The organism is Wolbachia endosymbiont (group A) of Udea olivalis, assembly GCF_964028365.1.
In the GTDB taxonomy this organism is placed as follows: domain Bacteria; phylum Pseudomonadota; class Alphaproteobacteria; order Rickettsiales; family Anaplasmataceae; genus Wolbachia; species Wolbachia pipientis.
Map to the genome: position 1 here is coordinate 1,601,191 of NZ_OZ034773.1, position 15,711 is coordinate 1,616,901.

The following is a 15,711-nucleotide window of genomic DNA, read 5'->3' on the forward strand; positions in this document are numbered from 1 at the left end:
GGGTGACAATAGGAAAAAGTTTATTACTTAAGCTTAAAAAACGTGTATGATAGTGTTATTTCGCTCAAATCTTTTGTATTACTATCAAGCATTATCTCAGGATCTATATAGAAAGATACGGGCATAGCTGCTTTTTGTTTTGCTAGCAACATTTGCTCTTCAAAACAAAAGCATGCAACTTTATTGAAATACTTACCTGCTTTGAAAGGCGTAACATTATACACCGCCATACCAAATGAAGGCTGATCAGATAGATTTTTTGCGTAATAAAACGCTAAACTTTGTTCTCCTATGTTTACGTCAACGTAGTTAGTTTCTGATTTAAACTCCCAAGGTAGATCGGACATTATATCAGCATTGAAATGGACCCTGATCTTTTGGTTAGTTATATTTGTTGTTGTGTTAGTTACTTTTCTTATTGTGCCACCATACCCAGTAGCTTTACAAAAAATGCTATATAGAGGCACCGATGCATATGCAAGACATAACATCAATACAACTAGAGATATTAGAAAGAAAACTATAGAATTCTTACTGCCTTTCCTTAAAAAGGAAAACATCTAATCCCTATTGTTGAACAAGTTAAGTAACCTGAGTAGATTGAGAAATATATTAATAAAGTCAAAATAAAGATTAGTTGCACCGAGTATTGCCAATTTAGTAGTAGCAACTTCTGATCCGTCATTATGTTTATAATAAACGTCCTTGATTCTTTGAGCATCATACGCAGTCATTAAGGTAAATACTATTACTGATATAAACGATATTGCAAAGTAGAGAGGACTACTTCCAAGGAATAAATTTACTATAGACGCAATGATTAACCCCCAGATTCCCATAATCAAGAAAGAGCCCATACTTGTAAGATCTCTTTTTGTAGTATTACCATATAAAGCCATAGAGCCAAACATGATTGATGTAATGAAAAACGCCCTTGCTATATTTTCTGCAGTATAAACTATAAAAATATAAGATAAGGAAAGCCCCATTAACACTGAGAACGAGAAAAATATAGTAACGGCAGACTGAGCACTTAGGTGTTGAATTCTATAAGACATGTAGAACACCAATGCAACTGGAGATAACATTACCACAAGCGATAGGACGGGATTAGAATGAATCACCTGAAAAAGACCAGAAAACACTGTTAGGAATGCAACAAGCCCTGTGACGCCCAAAGCTAAAGCCATGTAATTATATACTTTAGTTAGGTAACTTCTAAGCCCAGCACTATAATAAGCGCCTTGAGAGCGAATATCCTGTTCATTTCTCATATAAGACATAATATAACTCCTTTTATCCATTACTTAACACATTATAATATAAAACCATATTTTTATCAAGTGTTTTTATTATAAACAGCTATGCGCTGGCATTTGTTTTAATATAAATAGAATATAGGCCTATTGCTGCTGCATTTGAAACATTTAAGCTGTCAATTACGTTTGATATTGGGATTTTTAAAAGATAATCACAGTTTTCTTTAACTAGTCTTCGTACCCCTTTCTCTTCAGAGCCAAAAATGATTACTCTTTTTTTTTCAAAGCTCTTTATTTCATCTATATTTTCTTTAGCATTGCAATCAAACCCGTAACACCAGTAGCCGACCTTTTTTAAATACTCCATAGTTTTCACTATATTTGTAACGTATATTAGCGGAACGATATCTAAAGCTCCACTTGCTGCTTTTGCAATAGATGCATTTTCACTCGGTGAGTGGTTATGTGGTAAAACCAATGCATTGACATTAAAACAAGCTGAAGTTCTTAAAATTGACCCAATATTGTGCGTGTCAGTGACTTGATCTAAAATGACTATAGTAGAGCTGTCGTTTGAGCTTTCAGCTACTTCTTCGATGCTTAAGTTATGAAGGATAGGAGCAACTTTTAAAGCAATCCCTTGATGATTAGCACCTTTGGGTAAAACGTCATTAAGTATTTTGTTTTCTACTAATCGAACTTTAATGCCCTTACTATTTGCACATTGCTTAATTTCTTTTTCGTGTTCTCTATAGAAATTTTCTGTTACTAACAGTTCTATACACCGCCTATTTTTATTCTTCAGTGCTGACATGCAGGTGTGCTTTCCATACAGCCAAAAATTCTCATTAGTTTTTGACGATTTCATCGTATTATCGAAAATCTGGTTTTTATAGAATAAGCAACATTTTACTATGTTTGAATATTGTTGTAAAATTATACAATTCGATTAATGCGTTTATGTCGGACGATGAGTTGGATTGGCAAAAAAATGTTAAGCCAATAAAATGTGGAAAAGTTACTTTGAAAGTTGATCATAAAGTAAATATAAAGTCTATGGTTGATAAAGGTACCTCCGACTTACAAGGGAATTTTCTTAATACCAATAATGGTAACTCATCATTTTGTCTTGACCAAAACACAAAATCAAAAGTTGATAGGGGTAAATATTTTATAAGCGACAAGCTCGATTTGCATGGCTATAATATAGAGGATGCTTACTGTAAATTGATAGATTTTATTATCAAAAATTATCGAGCAGGGAATAGATGTTTATTGGTAATTACGGGATACGGCAGTGCAACAAATAAAACAGACACTATAAAGAATAACTTAAATAAGTGGTTAAATGATACTAAAATCCAGCATATGGTTCTATACTACCAGCAAGCTACGAAAAAACATGGTGGTAAAGGAGCTTTTTATGTTTTATTAAGAAGGCTTAGGTCCTATTAGCTGCTTAAGTTTCCTTTTAAGCCTTAATTTTTCTTGTATAACCATACAGTGTTCGGCAGCGCGTGACGCACAACTGTGCGAACATTGTGATTTGGGTCTACCAGGAAGGATGTCTCCCAGTACCTCTTTTCCCGTCATCCCGCTACGTGTTAGCGGGATCTCATTTCACTTTATGAGGGTGTCATCCGAGTAGCCCCTTTCTCGTCATCCCGCTACGTGTTAGCGGGATCTCATTTCACTTTATGAGGGTGTCATCCGAATAGCTTGACTACTTGGATCCAGATTGGATACTGAGTTGGTGAGTATAAAAGTATAGCTTCTACGTCATACCGCCGCGGTATCTCAGCCGCTAACAAGTAGCGGGGTGACGAGTTACTATACCGCTGCGAACCGTCATACCGCGATTTATTCCATAGCTGTACGAACATTCATTTTTGAAGGTAAACTGCACAGCAAATGGTGTCATTCCAGTGCTTGACACTGGAATCCAGCCGGCTTTGTTGCATCGCTAGCTATGATGGATTAAAGATAAAAAAGGTGGAGAATATCAGTAGCTTATTATTCTGGTATTTATAACAAGAACGGTCAGTGAATACCTAAATTTGAGTAAAAGAAATTTCACTACCACTCACTAATCCGGCTAAAATTCAAGAATTTCAATGCTTTAGCTATTTTCAATAGAATTAAATTTATTAATATAAATAACAAGTTACTATTCTTAAATTTGATCAGATTGATTGCAAAAAAAACAAGATTTTCAATAAGTTGCTTATAATCCTAATTATAGTTAGCCTTTCATAAGTAGCGATGCAACAAAGCCATTCCAGCGTCACGCGCTGCCATGTGATATACAATTTCCTTCGAATTACAACGTACGTGCGCTCTATATGCACTTGATTGACAAATGCTCTCTTATCAAAATCTCAAGAATCTGCACTATATTTAATGCTGCGCCTTTGCGCAGGTTGTCAGCCACTATCCACATATTTAATCCGTGCTCAACAGTATTGTCTCTTCTAATACGCGATACATATACAGCATTCTCCTGTACAACATCAATTTGAGTTATGTATTCACTATCTTCACGCCTGTTGTACACTAAAACTCCACTATCTTCGGCTTCACTTAGCACTTCACGAGCTTGTTCTTCAGTGATATGTTGATCAAATTCCACATTTACTGCCATAGCGTGACCGATAAAGACGGGTACCCTTACACAAGTTGCAGTAACTTTTATATCTTCCTCTAAAATTTTTTTTGTCTCCTCTTGCATTTTCCATTCCTCTTCTGTAGAACCATTTTCCATGAATTCTCCTACATGGGGAATGCAATTGAATGCTATTTGCTTAGAGAATATCTTGGGTTTTTTAGCTTCGTTCATAAAGATTTTTTTTGTCTGGTCATAGAGCTCATCCATTGCTGCTTTGCCTGCACCAGAAGTTGATTGATAAGTTGAAGCAACGATTCTCTTTATTTTTGCTTTTTGGTGTAATAGATGTAGTACTAGCAGCATCTGTATTGTAGTACAGTTTGGATTGGATATTATGTTGTGGTTTTTATATTCCATAATTTTTTCTTTATTAATCTCTGGAATAATGAGTGGCACACCCTCTTTCATTCTAAAATGGGAACTGTTATCTATCACGATGCATCCAGCCTGTGTTGCAATTGGTACATACTCTTCAGAAACATGAGATCCAGCACAGAAAATGGCTACATTAGTTCCAACGAAGTCATAATCCTCAAGGCATAAAACTGTTAACTCTTTGTCACCAAAGCTCACCTTCTTCCCTTCTGATTTTTTCGATGCAAGTGCAATAACGCAATCTATCGCCTCATCTTGAAATTCAGCAAGCGTGCTTAATACCTCACGCCCTACTCTTCCGGTTGCTCCAATAACAGCAATTTTGTATCTCATATAGATGAACCTCTAATTTTAAAGTTCTATTATATTTTTACTGACAAAATTTACAATTGTTTTAATATTTTTACCTTGCAATTAATTGTAATTTAGCTATTATTATGCAATATTAGTAATATTACATAATGAAATGAAAGATGAGTAAGGAATACGATGAAACTAAGGTTAAACCTGCAATGTCTACACCTCAAGGGCCTGAAGGAACCAATGGATCAAAGGCCCAAAGTGTTCTTTCAAATAAAAGAAAGCCTACAATAAATTTTGATGATAAAAAGTATGGTGTAAAAACCTCTAAAATAGACCAACAGTCTCTAAACAAAAGACAAGAATCTTCAAAGCTAAGAGATCTCTTAAGGTCAATACCAATAATAAGGAGATTTTTAGCAAGGATTTTCACACCTGAAAAAATAGAAATCATCAGTAACCCTATATATGACAACATGGAAGCATATAAAAAATCGCAGGAAGATTACCCTAGTAAGATAAAAGATGAAACTAGTATAGATGATGAACACACAAAAGAAGTAGATAGTAAACTTGAGAAGGGTAATGTTGAACAAGTGGACAACAAGAAAAGTCGTAGTTCATAAATATCAATCATTTAAAAATTATCTCTAGTTATAACATTGTATCTGTTCAGATGCATGGCTCATGTACAAATATTGAAACAAAAATTCCAGTGCTCCTTTCTCGTCATCCCAGTGCGTGACACTTGTATCTTTATGATGTGAGGCATTAGAGCTAAAATACCTCACAGGGAGGGTGAAGCTGATGCGACACTAATGCCATTAAGCCAGATTTTGCTTCCCTCCCATAGAGTTAAAGACTGAACAGTATCTTTTGGAATTATATCCCGTATTACAAGGTTAGTCTAAACTCTCAGTTTATTTATAGTCTTGGAGGCAATTTTATGCAAGTAAATGCTATTTTGGGTGTGGATATTTCAAAAAAGAAATTTGATGTTTGTTTGTTAGTGGACAGTAAAAAACGACACAAAGTCTTTCAAAATAATCAAGATGGTTTTGCAAAACTTGTAGTTTGGTGCAATGGCCATGGAGCAAATCTTACTCATTTATGTCTTGAAGCAACTAGTTGGTATGGAGAAGATTTGGCTACTTTTATGCATGATTTAGGACATAATGTCAGTATAGTAAACCCAGAAAGCTTTTGGCAAAAGTGAGCTGCTCAGAAATAAGACAGATAAATCAGATGCAGCTATGATAGCTAGATTTTGTATCGCCAACAAACCTGCTCTTTGGAAGCCCATTGCACCTGAAATGAGGCATTTGAGGGCGTTGCATGCAATCGCTAAAAGATGATAAGGTGCAACAGACAAATCGCTTGGAAAACAAAAATATGCATTCCAGTTGCAAAGAAGCTATATCTAAAGTAATTTTGGCAATAGAGGAGCAAATTATTGTTCTCGAAAAAGAAATTAATGAGCATATAAATAACTATCCACATCTAAAAAATATGGTGGAAAACCTTAAGACTATAAAAGGTATAGGATATCTTACTGCTGTTGCTGTTGTCGCAGAAATGCCATCAGTTGATAACTTTGACAATGCTAAACAATTTACAGCTTTTGCTGCCAGGACATTATCAATCGGGATCGTCAGTAAGTAAGAGAAGTTGCATATGCAAAATAGGATCTGAGCGTATTCGAAAAGCTCTTTATATGCCAGCTATAGTAGTCAAAAACCATAATAATCATTTTCAAAAGTTTTGTCAGCGTCTAGCAAGTAAAGGCAAATGTCCAAAAGTCATAGTTCTTGCGTTAATGCGAAAATTAATGCATGTCTTTTTTGGTATTCTTAAAAAGAATCAACCATTTAATTGTAATTTTGTTGGATAATTTGTTTGACAGCAGAGACAGTATCTGGGATCCAGATTGGGCACTAAGTTGGTAAACACGAAAGCGATTAATCCTTTACAACGTTTTTGATGGAACTGCGCGAAAGAACTGGATGCCAGTGTCACGCACTGGCATGACACCCATTTCTTCCTATAGTTGTCTTTTCTCGTCTACCTTATTTTGCCACTCTGCTGAACAGATACATAACATTTGCTATACAGAAACTCTGCGATACCAAAATAAATAAAGAGGTACGCCACTTGCAGTGAATAAGCTTGCGATCAGCAAGGTATTCACAGAAGTTTCAAATATTACCCAGCAGCAAAAGGTTGTTGCTATACTGCCAATTAAAAATTTGTAACAACTCTTTTCTTGCACAATAACTTTGAGAAAAGCAAGACTGCATGCAAGGTAAACAAATAAAAATGAAACTACAGAAAAGTCGATAATTGATGTGATCTGCTTAGCAAAATTGTTGCTTGAAGTGAGGATTAGTAGAACTGAAGTGCCAACGGAGCTGATTGTTATGCCCCAGAAAGGAGAACCGTGCTTGTTTCTTTGAGCAAAAAACTGTGGCATCAGTTTATCTTTTGCAAGGCCAAGGGCCACTTGTCCACTAGCTAGTACCCAAGCGTTTAAAGTACCAACACAAAAAATGAACGCAGTTATAGAAATAATCAAGTGCCAATTGCCAGAGGCCATAATTTTTATTGCGTCAACATATGGTGCTCTTGAACTTGCTAAATCATTGCCATTTATTAATCCCATAATTGCAAGATTGTTGATAAAATACACAACAGCAACAGAGATTGTTCCAAGTACCACAGCTCTTGGTATTGTTCTAGCTGGATTATCAACTGACCCTGCAGGTGCTGTTGCCAATTCAACTCCAATAAAACCCCATAGAGTAATAAGTGTAGAACGTGCAAGAATCTGCGATGTTGTAAGATTTGATATTTCTTCACTTATGATGAAGTTATTTCTATCAAAAAAAAACAATGCTGCTATAGGTATTACAAGCAATACAGAAATTTTTATCACCGTCAATAAAAACTCAACACGTCCAGCAGTAGCTACTCCTCTAAAATTTATTAGTGTAATAATTGTAAGTAATAACATCTCTAAAAACAGATGTACGTTTTGAATATCTTCATGGAAAAATGGTGTAAGATAACCAACACCCACAACTATTACGGCTGTTGTGCTAACCCATGAGATCACCCAATACGTCCAACCAACAAAAAAAGCTGCAGCAGGGCCAAAAGCATGCTTTACATAGACGTGAGGGCCACCCGTTTCCGGAAATTTTGCGCAGAGTGAGGCAAAAACTAAAGCAAGAGATATAGCACCAAGCCCTGATATTATCCAGCTTATAAGGCTATACATGCCATATGGAGCAAGGCTAATTGGAAGCATAAAAATTCCAGAGCCAATTTGGCTGCTAATCACTAAGGCAAAAATAGCCCAAAAACCTATTTTATTTGACACAATAATTCTTATCTAAATAGATTAACAATATACCCTAAACTCAGAAATTTCAATTGATCTTTTAACATAAAAACTTGCATTTTTTTCAATTTATTCCTAAAATAGATTATATTAACAGATTATTAAGAGGGGGTTATGAATCCGAGATTAAAAGCATTTTTGGTTGTTTGTAGTATTATTGCATTTTTGATTGCACTTTTGTTTCTCGTGTATTATTTAAATCTTCTTGTTAACTATATCCTTGACCCGATTCTAGTTCGTCCCTTTGAAAGATTATACAAAAACTTAATTGTTGATGGTCTTTATGCCTATTTATCTACAAGCACTTCTAGCCCTGCACTAGCATTTTTGGCTACAGGTTTTATTGTTATTGCTGCGTTTATTTGCCTGAATAAAATGCTTCTTCCCTTGCAAGAGAAGATCATAAACAACTATACCTCCTTTAAAAACAACAATATTGATAGCAATAGCATGTTGTTTGAGGTTTATAAAGATCCAACAATAAAATTAAAGGACAAAATCTTATTCTTCAGTATACACTTGATATATTACCTACAGCTTCCATTTTTGTATATTGCATCAAAGGTATCAGCTCTACGTGGGTTTCTTATATTTAATTTTGGTTTATTATTGTTAAATTATGCACTGCTAATTCCAGTGGCACTTCTTGAATTGATAAAGTATCCATTAGTGAGGCTTTTCTCACCTTTGGGTTTGAATGTAAAGCAGCTAAGCTTTTTGTTTAATGTAAGTGATGTGGGCACTGGCAGTCAGAGCGTTCACACGAGTAGTTTTGAACATAGTATTCTCCAATGCGCTCAAGAGTTAAAACAGAAATTTGGAGCTCAACCAAATGTACTCAATAAAGAGTTTGAAGACTACATAAATAATTCAGATGAGCTTACAACTGAGCAAAAAGAGCAATTAAAACTTTATCTTAACTTTAATGGTTCCAATGAAGCAGCTTGGCAAGAATCAAAAACTGGACTAACTCTCACACAAGCTGCAAACTTAGTTTCAACTGCTGCTAAGAATCAAAAATCAGATGTGAATTCACTATTACTAATGAATTTAAAGGATGGACTTGGTTTATGTACTCTGGGAATGTTCGATCGTATTATTTATTCGCTTAGTTGTCTTGAAGCGAAAAATAATTTCTTGGTTCAAATAAATGGAGCAGTGAACGTATTAACACCTAAATTTACTGAAAGATTTTTAAAAGAATATTGCAATTATAAAAAATTAAAAATTTTGGTAGACAAGTTTGAAGATTTTTACTCCGAAGATTATGCGGATAAAAATAATATAAGCGATGAGGTGAAGAGCAACATTAACCAATCAATAATAGAAATAAGAGAATTTGTCTTTAAAGAGCTTTACATAAAATTTTACGAAGAGTATGGAAAAAGTATTCAAAGAGGTGCCATAAAGCAAAAATTAAGGGAATTAGTTACAGATGATAGTATAAAGGAAGCAGTGTATTATTCAATGTATAATATAGAAATCCCTGCAGAACCACCTACTTATCTTGAAAGAGTAAAAGCATTTTTTGGAGGTCATGCAAGGTCTTCTGCTGCTTAGTGGTTTAGTTCGTGCTATATAGCTAAACTAACTTAGATTTACTGACAATTTTAAAACAACAAATTCGTCATTCCGCTACTAGTTAGCGCCGCGGCGGTATGACGTGTTCTATAGCTTTGTCTTCCCTTTTCTGAATGGCTTGCAAGCTGCTATCTCTACAAAAACTATATTTTTCTTCAGAAGAGAGTTATATTGTAACTATGGACAAAATAATCATAAAAAAATTTGGTGGGACTTCGCTAACTGATTTAAACCGAGTTGCAAATTTGATAAAAAACGATATTGAGAAAGGTTGTAATGTAATCGTTGTTGTATCTGCTGTTGCAGGATTTACTGACCAAATGGTTTTTCAGGCTAGGCAAATCTCAAATTTAAGTTATAGACAAGAGTTATCAGAGTATGACGTTATGCTTTCAGCAGGAGAACAAATCTCTTGCGGTCTATTAGCTATCACTCTCCAATCGATCGGAGTTAATGCTAAATCGTGGCTTGCCTGGCAGTTACCAATTGCAACTGATGATTTTTATTCTGAGTCTAAAATAAAAACAATAAAGATTGAACGTGTGAAAAGATCTTTTGCTGAGGGTTATACTGCTGCGATCATTGCTGGTTTTCAGGGTATAAATGATGATAGAATCACTACTTTTGGAAGAGGAGGCTCTGATATATCAGCAGTTGCCTTCGCGGTAGCCTTTGGTGTTAGAACTTGCGAAATTTTTACTGATATTGATGGAATATATACAGCAGACCCGAGAATTGTTCCAAAGGCACGCAAGCTCAAATTTATCTCTTACGATGAAATGTTGGAAATGTCGTCATCTGGTGCTAAAATACTGCATAATCGTTCAGTACAACTTGCAATGAAACATAACATTAAAGTGCAAGTGCTATCCACTTTTAAGGAAGTAGAAGGCACCACAGTGCTACACAAAAGGGATGTACTAGAGAGATACTTAATTACTGGAATAACTTATAGCACTAATGAAGCTCTTGTAACTTTCACTAACCTTGCAAATAACTTGCGTACTTTAAGAGATATAGCAGGAGCAAACGTTAAAATTGATATGATACATGGGTCAAGTTTTGTTATCTCCAAATTTGATATTGATTCAATGGAAAAGTTACTGAATAAGAATGAAAATTATGCTATAAACGATAATGTAGCTAAAATTTCAATAATTGGTATTGGTGTTATGTCTAACACTGAAGTGATGCACCGCACACTCAAGGTTTTAAGCGAAAAAAAGATAGAAATACTTGCTATCACAACATCTGAAATCAAAATCAGTATAATTGTTCAAAAAGAATGCGCTGTAGCTTTAGTCAAAGATTTACATACTGAGTATGAGCTTGATATGCAGCACTAGGATAGGCTTGACGTCCAGTTGTCTAAGAGTATGTCTTGAAAAGGAATGAGGAAAAAAATATGATAGTGTAAGTAAAAAATAGGAGGGAAAATTGTATCCAAGTGATATAAGTGATAAGGAATGGGAAATTTTGGAGCCACATGTTGCACAAGGAAAGATAGGGAGGCCAAGAAAGCACAATATCAGAACAATTATTAATGCAATAAGGTATATAATGAGAGGTGGTTGTCAATGGAGAATGCTGCCGAAAGATTTTCCTCCATGGAAGACGGTGTATGACTATTTTCTCAGGTGACGTAGTAATGGCAAATTGGAAAAAATACATAATATGCTAGTAAAAGAGGTAAGAAAAATGTTTGGTAAAAATGAAACACCTTCAGTAGGAATAATTGACAGTCAATCAGTAAAAACCACTCAAAAAGGGGATCCAGAGGATATGATGCTGAAAAAAAATAAAGGGTAGAAAACGTCATATTGTTGTAGATACAGTGGGCTTAATTATTGCGGCTGATGTTCATAGTGCAAGTGTTCAAGATCGTGATGGTGCTCTAAATCTTTTCACTCAAGCTAAATACAAGGCTCCAACTTTACGTAAGTTTTTTGCTGATCAAGGATACATAGCAAAACCGCTGTTTATTGGAGACAGGATACGATTACCAAGAAAGCTGTTGATGTTACAGGATTTTTCGACAATCTGGACCACAATTTAGCACTGCAGGCTATCAAGAAGCACACAGACTGCAAATGGGTCATACTGTATGTTGAAAGGTGGATGAAATCCCCTATTCAGCAAGCAGATGGCAGTAAGGTAGTTAGGGAAAAAAGGAGTTCCGCAAGGAGGTTCAATAAGCCCAATCATTTCAAACATATTTATGCACCATGCATTTGATATATGGATGAAACAAAATCACCCAACAGTACCATTTGAAAGATATGTGGATGATGCGATAGTGCACTGCAGAACTAAAAGACAGGCAGAATTTATGCGAGCAGCAATTGAAGAAAGATTGGCACAATGTAAGCTAAAATTGCAACCTGATACCAATGCCATTCCAAAACTCCATCATTATACTGCCTTAGTATAACCTTCTCACTTCTATTGTCTATTTGTTTGTTATGTAATAGAAATTGGTATGAGATTGAAGAATTAAGTGTGAACGGTTACAGAATTTTTGCCAAGAGAAACATATAGTTAAAGTAATTCAGATTTGTAAGATATGTTTATCTGCAATTATAGCTTCAACAGTAGGCAATGTTGCTTTTAATTACCTCAACATTTTCTCTTGGCAATTCTTTAATGAACCGAGAAGTGCGCATCGGTTGCCACTGGTTGTTAATTTCCCTCCTATCTGCACATGAAATGATTAACCTTTCTTTGGCTCTGGTTATGCCAACATATGCGAGTCTCCTTTCTTCTTCTAAAGCTTTACCACTTTTGTCATCAAAAGATCTTTGATGAGGAAATAATCCCTCTTCCCAACCAGGTAGAAACACGCACGGGAATTCAAGTCCTTTGGCTGCATGAAGAGTCATAACATATACGGTGTCATCGTTATTCATATTATCCACTTCCATCACCAGACTTATATGCTCCAAGAAAGTTGTGGCATTATCGAAATTTTTTAAAGATGAGATGAGCTCTTTAACATTTTCTATTCGTGCTAAGCCTGTTACCTCCTCATTTTCAAGCATTTCAATATATCCTGATTGGTTTGCTACGATTTTAACGAATTCATGCAGTGGTTTTACGCTTACTATTTCTTCCCAAGCTTTAATTTTATTTAAAAAATCGTTGAGTGAGAGTTTAATTCTTTCGGTTACCTGATTACTATTAACTAATATTTTTGCTGCCTCAAAAAAAGAAATTTTGTTATCCTGAGCAGTCGTGTATATTTTCTTTAGAGTTGTAGCTCCTATGCTTCTTTTTGGCCGATTTACTATCCTTTCGAAAGCTAAGTCATCGTTATTGTTTGTAACAAGTCTTAAATATGCAATTATATCCCTGACTTCCTGACGTTCGTAGAATTTTACGCCACTTATAATCTTGTAGGGAATTGAATATTTTATAAAATACTCTTCGAGAACTCTAGTTTGAAAAGTGGCCCTTACCAGCACTGCAATGTCACTAAATCTGTATTTATTGAGTTTCAATATCTGTTCGCTTATGAACCTTGCTTCAGCTTTCCCATCCCATAATTTTATTAGATTTACCTTTTCCCCTTCAATGTTTGTTGTCCACAATTTTTTTTCTAAGCGAGTCTTATTGTGATTGATAACATATGACGCAGTTGCAAGTATGTGGGATGTTGACCTGTAGTTACACTCTAGTTTAACGGTTTTTGCATTTTTAAAATCATCAGAAAACTTCAAAATATTTTCAACTTCTGCACCACGCCAACTATATATCGACTGGTCATCATCTCCTACACAGCAAATATTTGAGTGCTCTTTTGCAAGGTATTTTAGCAAAAGATATTGTATCGCATTTGTATCTTGATATTCATCTACCATGACATATTTAAACTTGTTTTGGTAGTAGGACAGAACTTCGGTCTTTTGATTAAAGAGTTGTATGTTATATAGCAATAAGTCACCAAAATCGACAGAGTTAAGGAATTTCAACCTTTCCTGATACTGGTGATAGACCTTGAGTGCAGTTACATATACTGGCCTAAATGATTGAATATCTTCCACTTCAGATGGCAATAAGCACTTCTCTTTCCATTGCTGAATAATATTCATAATGGTCTTACATTTTTCTGATAGGTAATCAGGATTTATTTCATTGATAATATTTTTTATTACCTGTAATTGGTCATCCACACCAATGATTGTAAAATTGGGGTTTAAGCCCACAATTTCTGCGTGCATGCGCAAAATTTTTGCTGCAATTGCATGGAAAGTGCCAAGCCATGGTATGTTTGTGCCCGTTAGCTCAAGTACCCTTGATACCATCTCATTTGCTGCTTTATTTGTAAATGTAACTGCTAATATCTCATCAGAATAAGCGTGACCGTTTCTAATTATGTGTGCTATTCTTGAAGTAATCGTTCTTGTTTTTCCCGTCCCGGCTCCTGCCAGTATCAAAACTGGTCCATCTATGTTAGTTACAGCTGATTGTTGTTCTGGATTTAGCAGTGAGAGATAATCGTTCATCGTAGCCCTATAGATTATAACTTCGTAAAGTTAAACCTATGATTGAAATATTGTAAAGGTTTTATTGAATAGAACAGTTAAAGAATGCTTCACTCAAGTGTTACGTTTTGTATATACCTTTGTTAGGCAGCTTGGATGTGGTGGGTAACGATAAATTGATCTGATCTAGGCTGCTGTTTGTTAGGTGGATAGGTGGAGTTTGGAATGACTTATATGTACGGTTTAGCTCCTCCATTTCTCTTTCTTCAACTTTAACAGGGAACTTTGAGGCATAGTGGTTATGCGTTGCAGGTCGTTCAGTGAGATTTTCATATGTTTCTTTCAACCAAGTTCCGATATCATACATAAATCCATACGCTTTTTCTTTAAATTCTCTCCATGATCTACTGAAACTTGCTAGTGTGTTATTGAAGTAAATTGTCATGTAATCTCTTGTAGTGTACTGATAACTTTCACTATTTAATTTACCACTTTGTGTGTTACAAGTTTTGAAATAACCAAATATGTTGTACATTTCGCGCTGCCATTAATTATGAATATACATATATTATACGTTAATAAATTAAAATTATCAAGAACAAGTTAAGTGTTTATTGCATTACTGAGAAAATGCTCTATATAATAATTTAAAATGGAGCTGGAGCTTTGTAGTACAATGTTTTTAAACGTTTAATATAATATTGACTTTACCACGATAGTTACTTTAAATTAGTAACTATTGTTGCAGTTAAAGTATCGATGCCTTTTTTCTTTTATTTTTTTGCAATTCTTAGCATTTTATCTGCTGTATGCGTAATTAGTGTAAGAAATCCTGTGCATGCAGTATTATTTTTAATTTTCACCTTCGTTAACTCTGCAGTGCTTTTTATTCTCCTTGGAGCTGAATTCATTGCTATGATGGTGCTGATAGTATACATCGGTGCGGTTGCGGTGTTGTTCCTCTTTGTAGTTATGATGCTCGATATTGACTACATAAGGTTGCGCCAGGGTTTTGCAAAGCATTGCACTCTTGGTGCTATGTTGTGTGTTGTGTTTTTTCTAGTCATCAGCTTTGTAATCCGCAGCTCAGCACCGAATATAAGCAATGTTATAAACTATAATACCAATAATGTGAAAGCTATTGGTAATTTGCTGTATACCGACTACATGTACGCTTTTCATCTTTCTGGAATTTTGCTACTTGTTGCAATTGTCGGTGCAATTGCTCTTACTTTGCAGGACAAGAAAAAAGGAGTTAAAAAACAGAATGTATTAAAGCAATTGACGCAATCTTCATCTGTAAAATTGGTTAAGGCTAAATTTGGAAAAGGAGTGGAATGGAAATAGGATTAAATCATTTTTTGATAGTTGCTGCTATTTTGTTCACTGTTGGGGTGTGCGGTATTTTCATCAACCGTAAGAGCATAATCAATATATTGTTATCAATAGAAATATTATTGTTGGCGATTAACATCAATCTAGTTGCTTTTTCTGCCTTTATGAATGATATAGTTGGGCAAATCTTTGTGATGTTTGTGTTGACTGTTGCGGCAGCAGAGTCAGGAGTTGGACTTGCAATATTGGTTGTATATTATAGAAGCCGTGGCAATATAGATGTTGAACAAGCGAACTTAATGAAAGAATGAAAGT

General features: G+C 35.0%; 18 protein-coding genes and 1 pseudogene. 12 read left to right on the top strand and 7 right to left on the bottom strand.

Translation table 11 applies throughout. The annotated features are described in order from the left end of the window. Positions 1-23 precede the first annotated feature (23 nt). From ABWU32_RS07515 to rlmB, 3 genes are all read right to left on the bottom strand, one after another. On the bottom strand, positions 24-560 hold the full coding sequence (locus ABWU32_RS07515; protein ID WP_015589286.1) for a cytochrome c oxidase assembly protein: 537 nt from the start codon (positions 558-560) through the stop codon (positions 24-26). Next, complete coding sequence (locus tag ABWU32_RS07520) at positions 561-1,283, bottom strand: Bax inhibitor-1/YccA family protein (protein ID WP_015589287.1); 723 nt, start codon at positions 1,281-1,283, stop codon at positions 561-563. Positions 1,284-1,362: 79 nt separating this feature from the next. Beyond that, positions 1,363-2,127 (bottom strand): 23S rRNA (guanosine(2251)-2'-O)-methyltransferase RlmB, encoded by a 765-nt coding sequence (gene rlmB / locus ABWU32_RS07525; protein WP_015589288.1) that lies wholly within the window; start codon positions 2,125-2,127, stop codon positions 1,363-1,365. 92 nt (positions 2,128-2,219) lie between these two features. On the opposite strand from rlmB, the gene ABWU32_RS07530 reads away from it, so the two are divergent. Then, complete coding sequence (locus ABWU32_RS07530) at positions 2,220-2,714, top strand: Smr/MutS family protein (protein ID WP_012673308.1); 495 nt, start codon at positions 2,220-2,222, stop codon at positions 2,712-2,714. A gap of 883 nt (positions 2,715-3,597) precedes the next feature. On the opposite strand, the gene ABWU32_RS07535 is transcribed toward ABWU32_RS07530, so the two are convergent. Next, positions 3,598-4,632, bottom strand: a complete 1,035-nt coding sequence (locus ABWU32_RS07535; RefSeq protein WP_010962945.1) for an aspartate-semialdehyde dehydrogenase — start codon at positions 4,630-4,632, stop codon at positions 3,598-3,600. A 140-nt stretch (positions 4,633-4,772) separates the two neighbouring features. Between ABWU32_RS07535 and ABWU32_RS07540 the strand changes: the two genes are divergently transcribed. The 3 genes and pseudogenes from ABWU32_RS07540 (at position 4,773) to ABWU32_RS07550 (ending at position 6,490) form a co-directional block, all read left to right on the top strand. After that, positions 4,773-5,225: a hypothetical protein gene (locus tag ABWU32_RS07540; RefSeq protein ID WP_015589289.1), complete on the top strand. Its 453-nt coding sequence runs from the start codon at positions 4,773-4,775 to the stop codon at positions 5,223-5,225. A 320-nt stretch (positions 5,226-5,545) separates the two neighbouring features. Then, positions 5,546-5,815, top strand: a complete 270-nt coding sequence (locus tag ABWU32_RS07545) for an IS110 family transposase (RefSeq protein WP_007552972.1) — start codon at positions 5,546-5,548, stop codon at positions 5,813-5,815. 359 nt (positions 5,816-6,174) lie between these two features. Continuing rightward, positions 6,175-6,490: pseudogene (locus tag ABWU32_RS07550) on the top strand (transposase). A gap of 213 nt (positions 6,491-6,703) precedes the next feature. On the opposite strand, the gene ABWU32_RS07555 reads toward ABWU32_RS07550, so the two are convergent. Then, the gene (locus ABWU32_RS07555) at positions 6,704-7,978 is read right to left on the bottom strand and encodes an APC family permease (protein ID WP_141456681.1); all 1,275 of its coding nucleotides are present in this window, start codon (positions 7,976-7,978) and stop codon (positions 6,704-6,706) included. Between the two features lie 135 nt (positions 7,979-8,113). On the opposite strand from ABWU32_RS07555, the gene ABWU32_RS07560 reads away from it, so the two are divergent. The 6 genes from ABWU32_RS07560 to ABWU32_RS07585 all read left to right on the top strand — a co-directional run bounded on the left by ABWU32_RS07560 (position 8,114) and on the right by ABWU32_RS07585 (position 12,011). Further along, the gene (locus tag ABWU32_RS07560) at positions 8,114-9,559 is read left to right on the top strand and encodes a hypothetical protein (protein WP_197907256.1); all 1,446 of its coding nucleotides are present in this window, start codon (positions 8,114-8,116) and stop codon (positions 9,557-9,559) included. 200 nt (positions 9,560-9,759) lie between these two features. Next, entirely contained in the window at positions 9,760-10,926 is a 1,167-nt protein-coding gene (locus ABWU32_RS07565; protein WP_015589292.1) for an aspartate kinase, read from the top strand. 91 nt (positions 10,927-11,017) lie between these two features. Then, the gene (locus ABWU32_RS07570; protein WP_007549940.1) at positions 11,018-11,221 is read left to right on the top strand and encodes an IS5 family transposase; all 204 of its coding nucleotides are present in this window, start codon (positions 11,018-11,020) and stop codon (positions 11,219-11,221) included. 33 nt (positions 11,222-11,254) lie between these two features. Beyond that, positions 11,255-11,389: a hypothetical protein gene (locus ABWU32_RS07575; protein ID WP_255324781.1), complete on the top strand. Its 135-nt coding sequence runs from the start codon at positions 11,255-11,257 to the stop codon at positions 11,387-11,389. A 25-nt stretch (positions 11,390-11,414) separates the two neighbouring features. Then, positions 11,415-11,636, top strand: a complete 222-nt coding sequence (locus tag ABWU32_RS07580; RefSeq protein WP_022626388.1) for a hypothetical protein — start codon at positions 11,415-11,417, stop codon at positions 11,634-11,636. Between the two features lie 162 nt (positions 11,637-11,798). Further along, on the top strand, positions 11,799-12,011 hold the full coding sequence (locus ABWU32_RS07585) for a hypothetical protein (RefSeq protein WP_065094389.1): 213 nt from the start codon (positions 11,799-11,801) through the stop codon (positions 12,009-12,011). A gap of 154 nt (positions 12,012-12,165) precedes the next feature. Here the strand turns inward: ABWU32_RS07585 and ABWU32_RS07590 are convergent, their stop codons facing one another. Beyond that, positions 12,166-14,082: an ATP-dependent helicase gene (locus tag ABWU32_RS07590; protein WP_015589293.1), complete on the bottom strand. Its 1,917-nt coding sequence runs from the start codon at positions 14,080-14,082 to the stop codon at positions 12,166-12,168. Between the two features lie 100 nt (positions 14,083-14,182). Then, positions 14,183-14,596: a hypothetical protein gene (locus ABWU32_RS07595; protein WP_015589294.1), complete on the bottom strand. Its 414-nt coding sequence runs from the start codon at positions 14,594-14,596 to the stop codon at positions 14,183-14,185. 224 nt (positions 14,597-14,820) lie between these two features. Here ABWU32_RS07595 and ABWU32_RS07600 point away from each other — a divergent pair, with 224 nt between their 5' ends. Both ABWU32_RS07600 and nuoK read left to right on the top strand, forming a co-directional pair. Continuing rightward, positions 14,821-15,408, top strand: coding sequence for an NADH-quinone oxidoreductase subunit J (locus tag ABWU32_RS07600; protein ID WP_015589295.1), 588 nt, complete (start codon positions 14,821-14,823; stop codon positions 15,406-15,408). Beyond that, positions 15,399-15,707 carry an NADH-quinone oxidoreductase subunit NuoK gene (gene nuoK / locus ABWU32_RS07605; RefSeq protein WP_010962953.1) on the top strand — a complete coding sequence of 103 codons (309 nt, stop codon included), beginning with the start codon at positions 15,399-15,401 and terminating at the stop codon, positions 15,705-15,707. The genes ABWU32_RS07600 and nuoK overlap by 10 nt, the downstream gene beginning before the upstream one ends. Positions 15,708-15,711 lie beyond the last annotated feature (4 nt).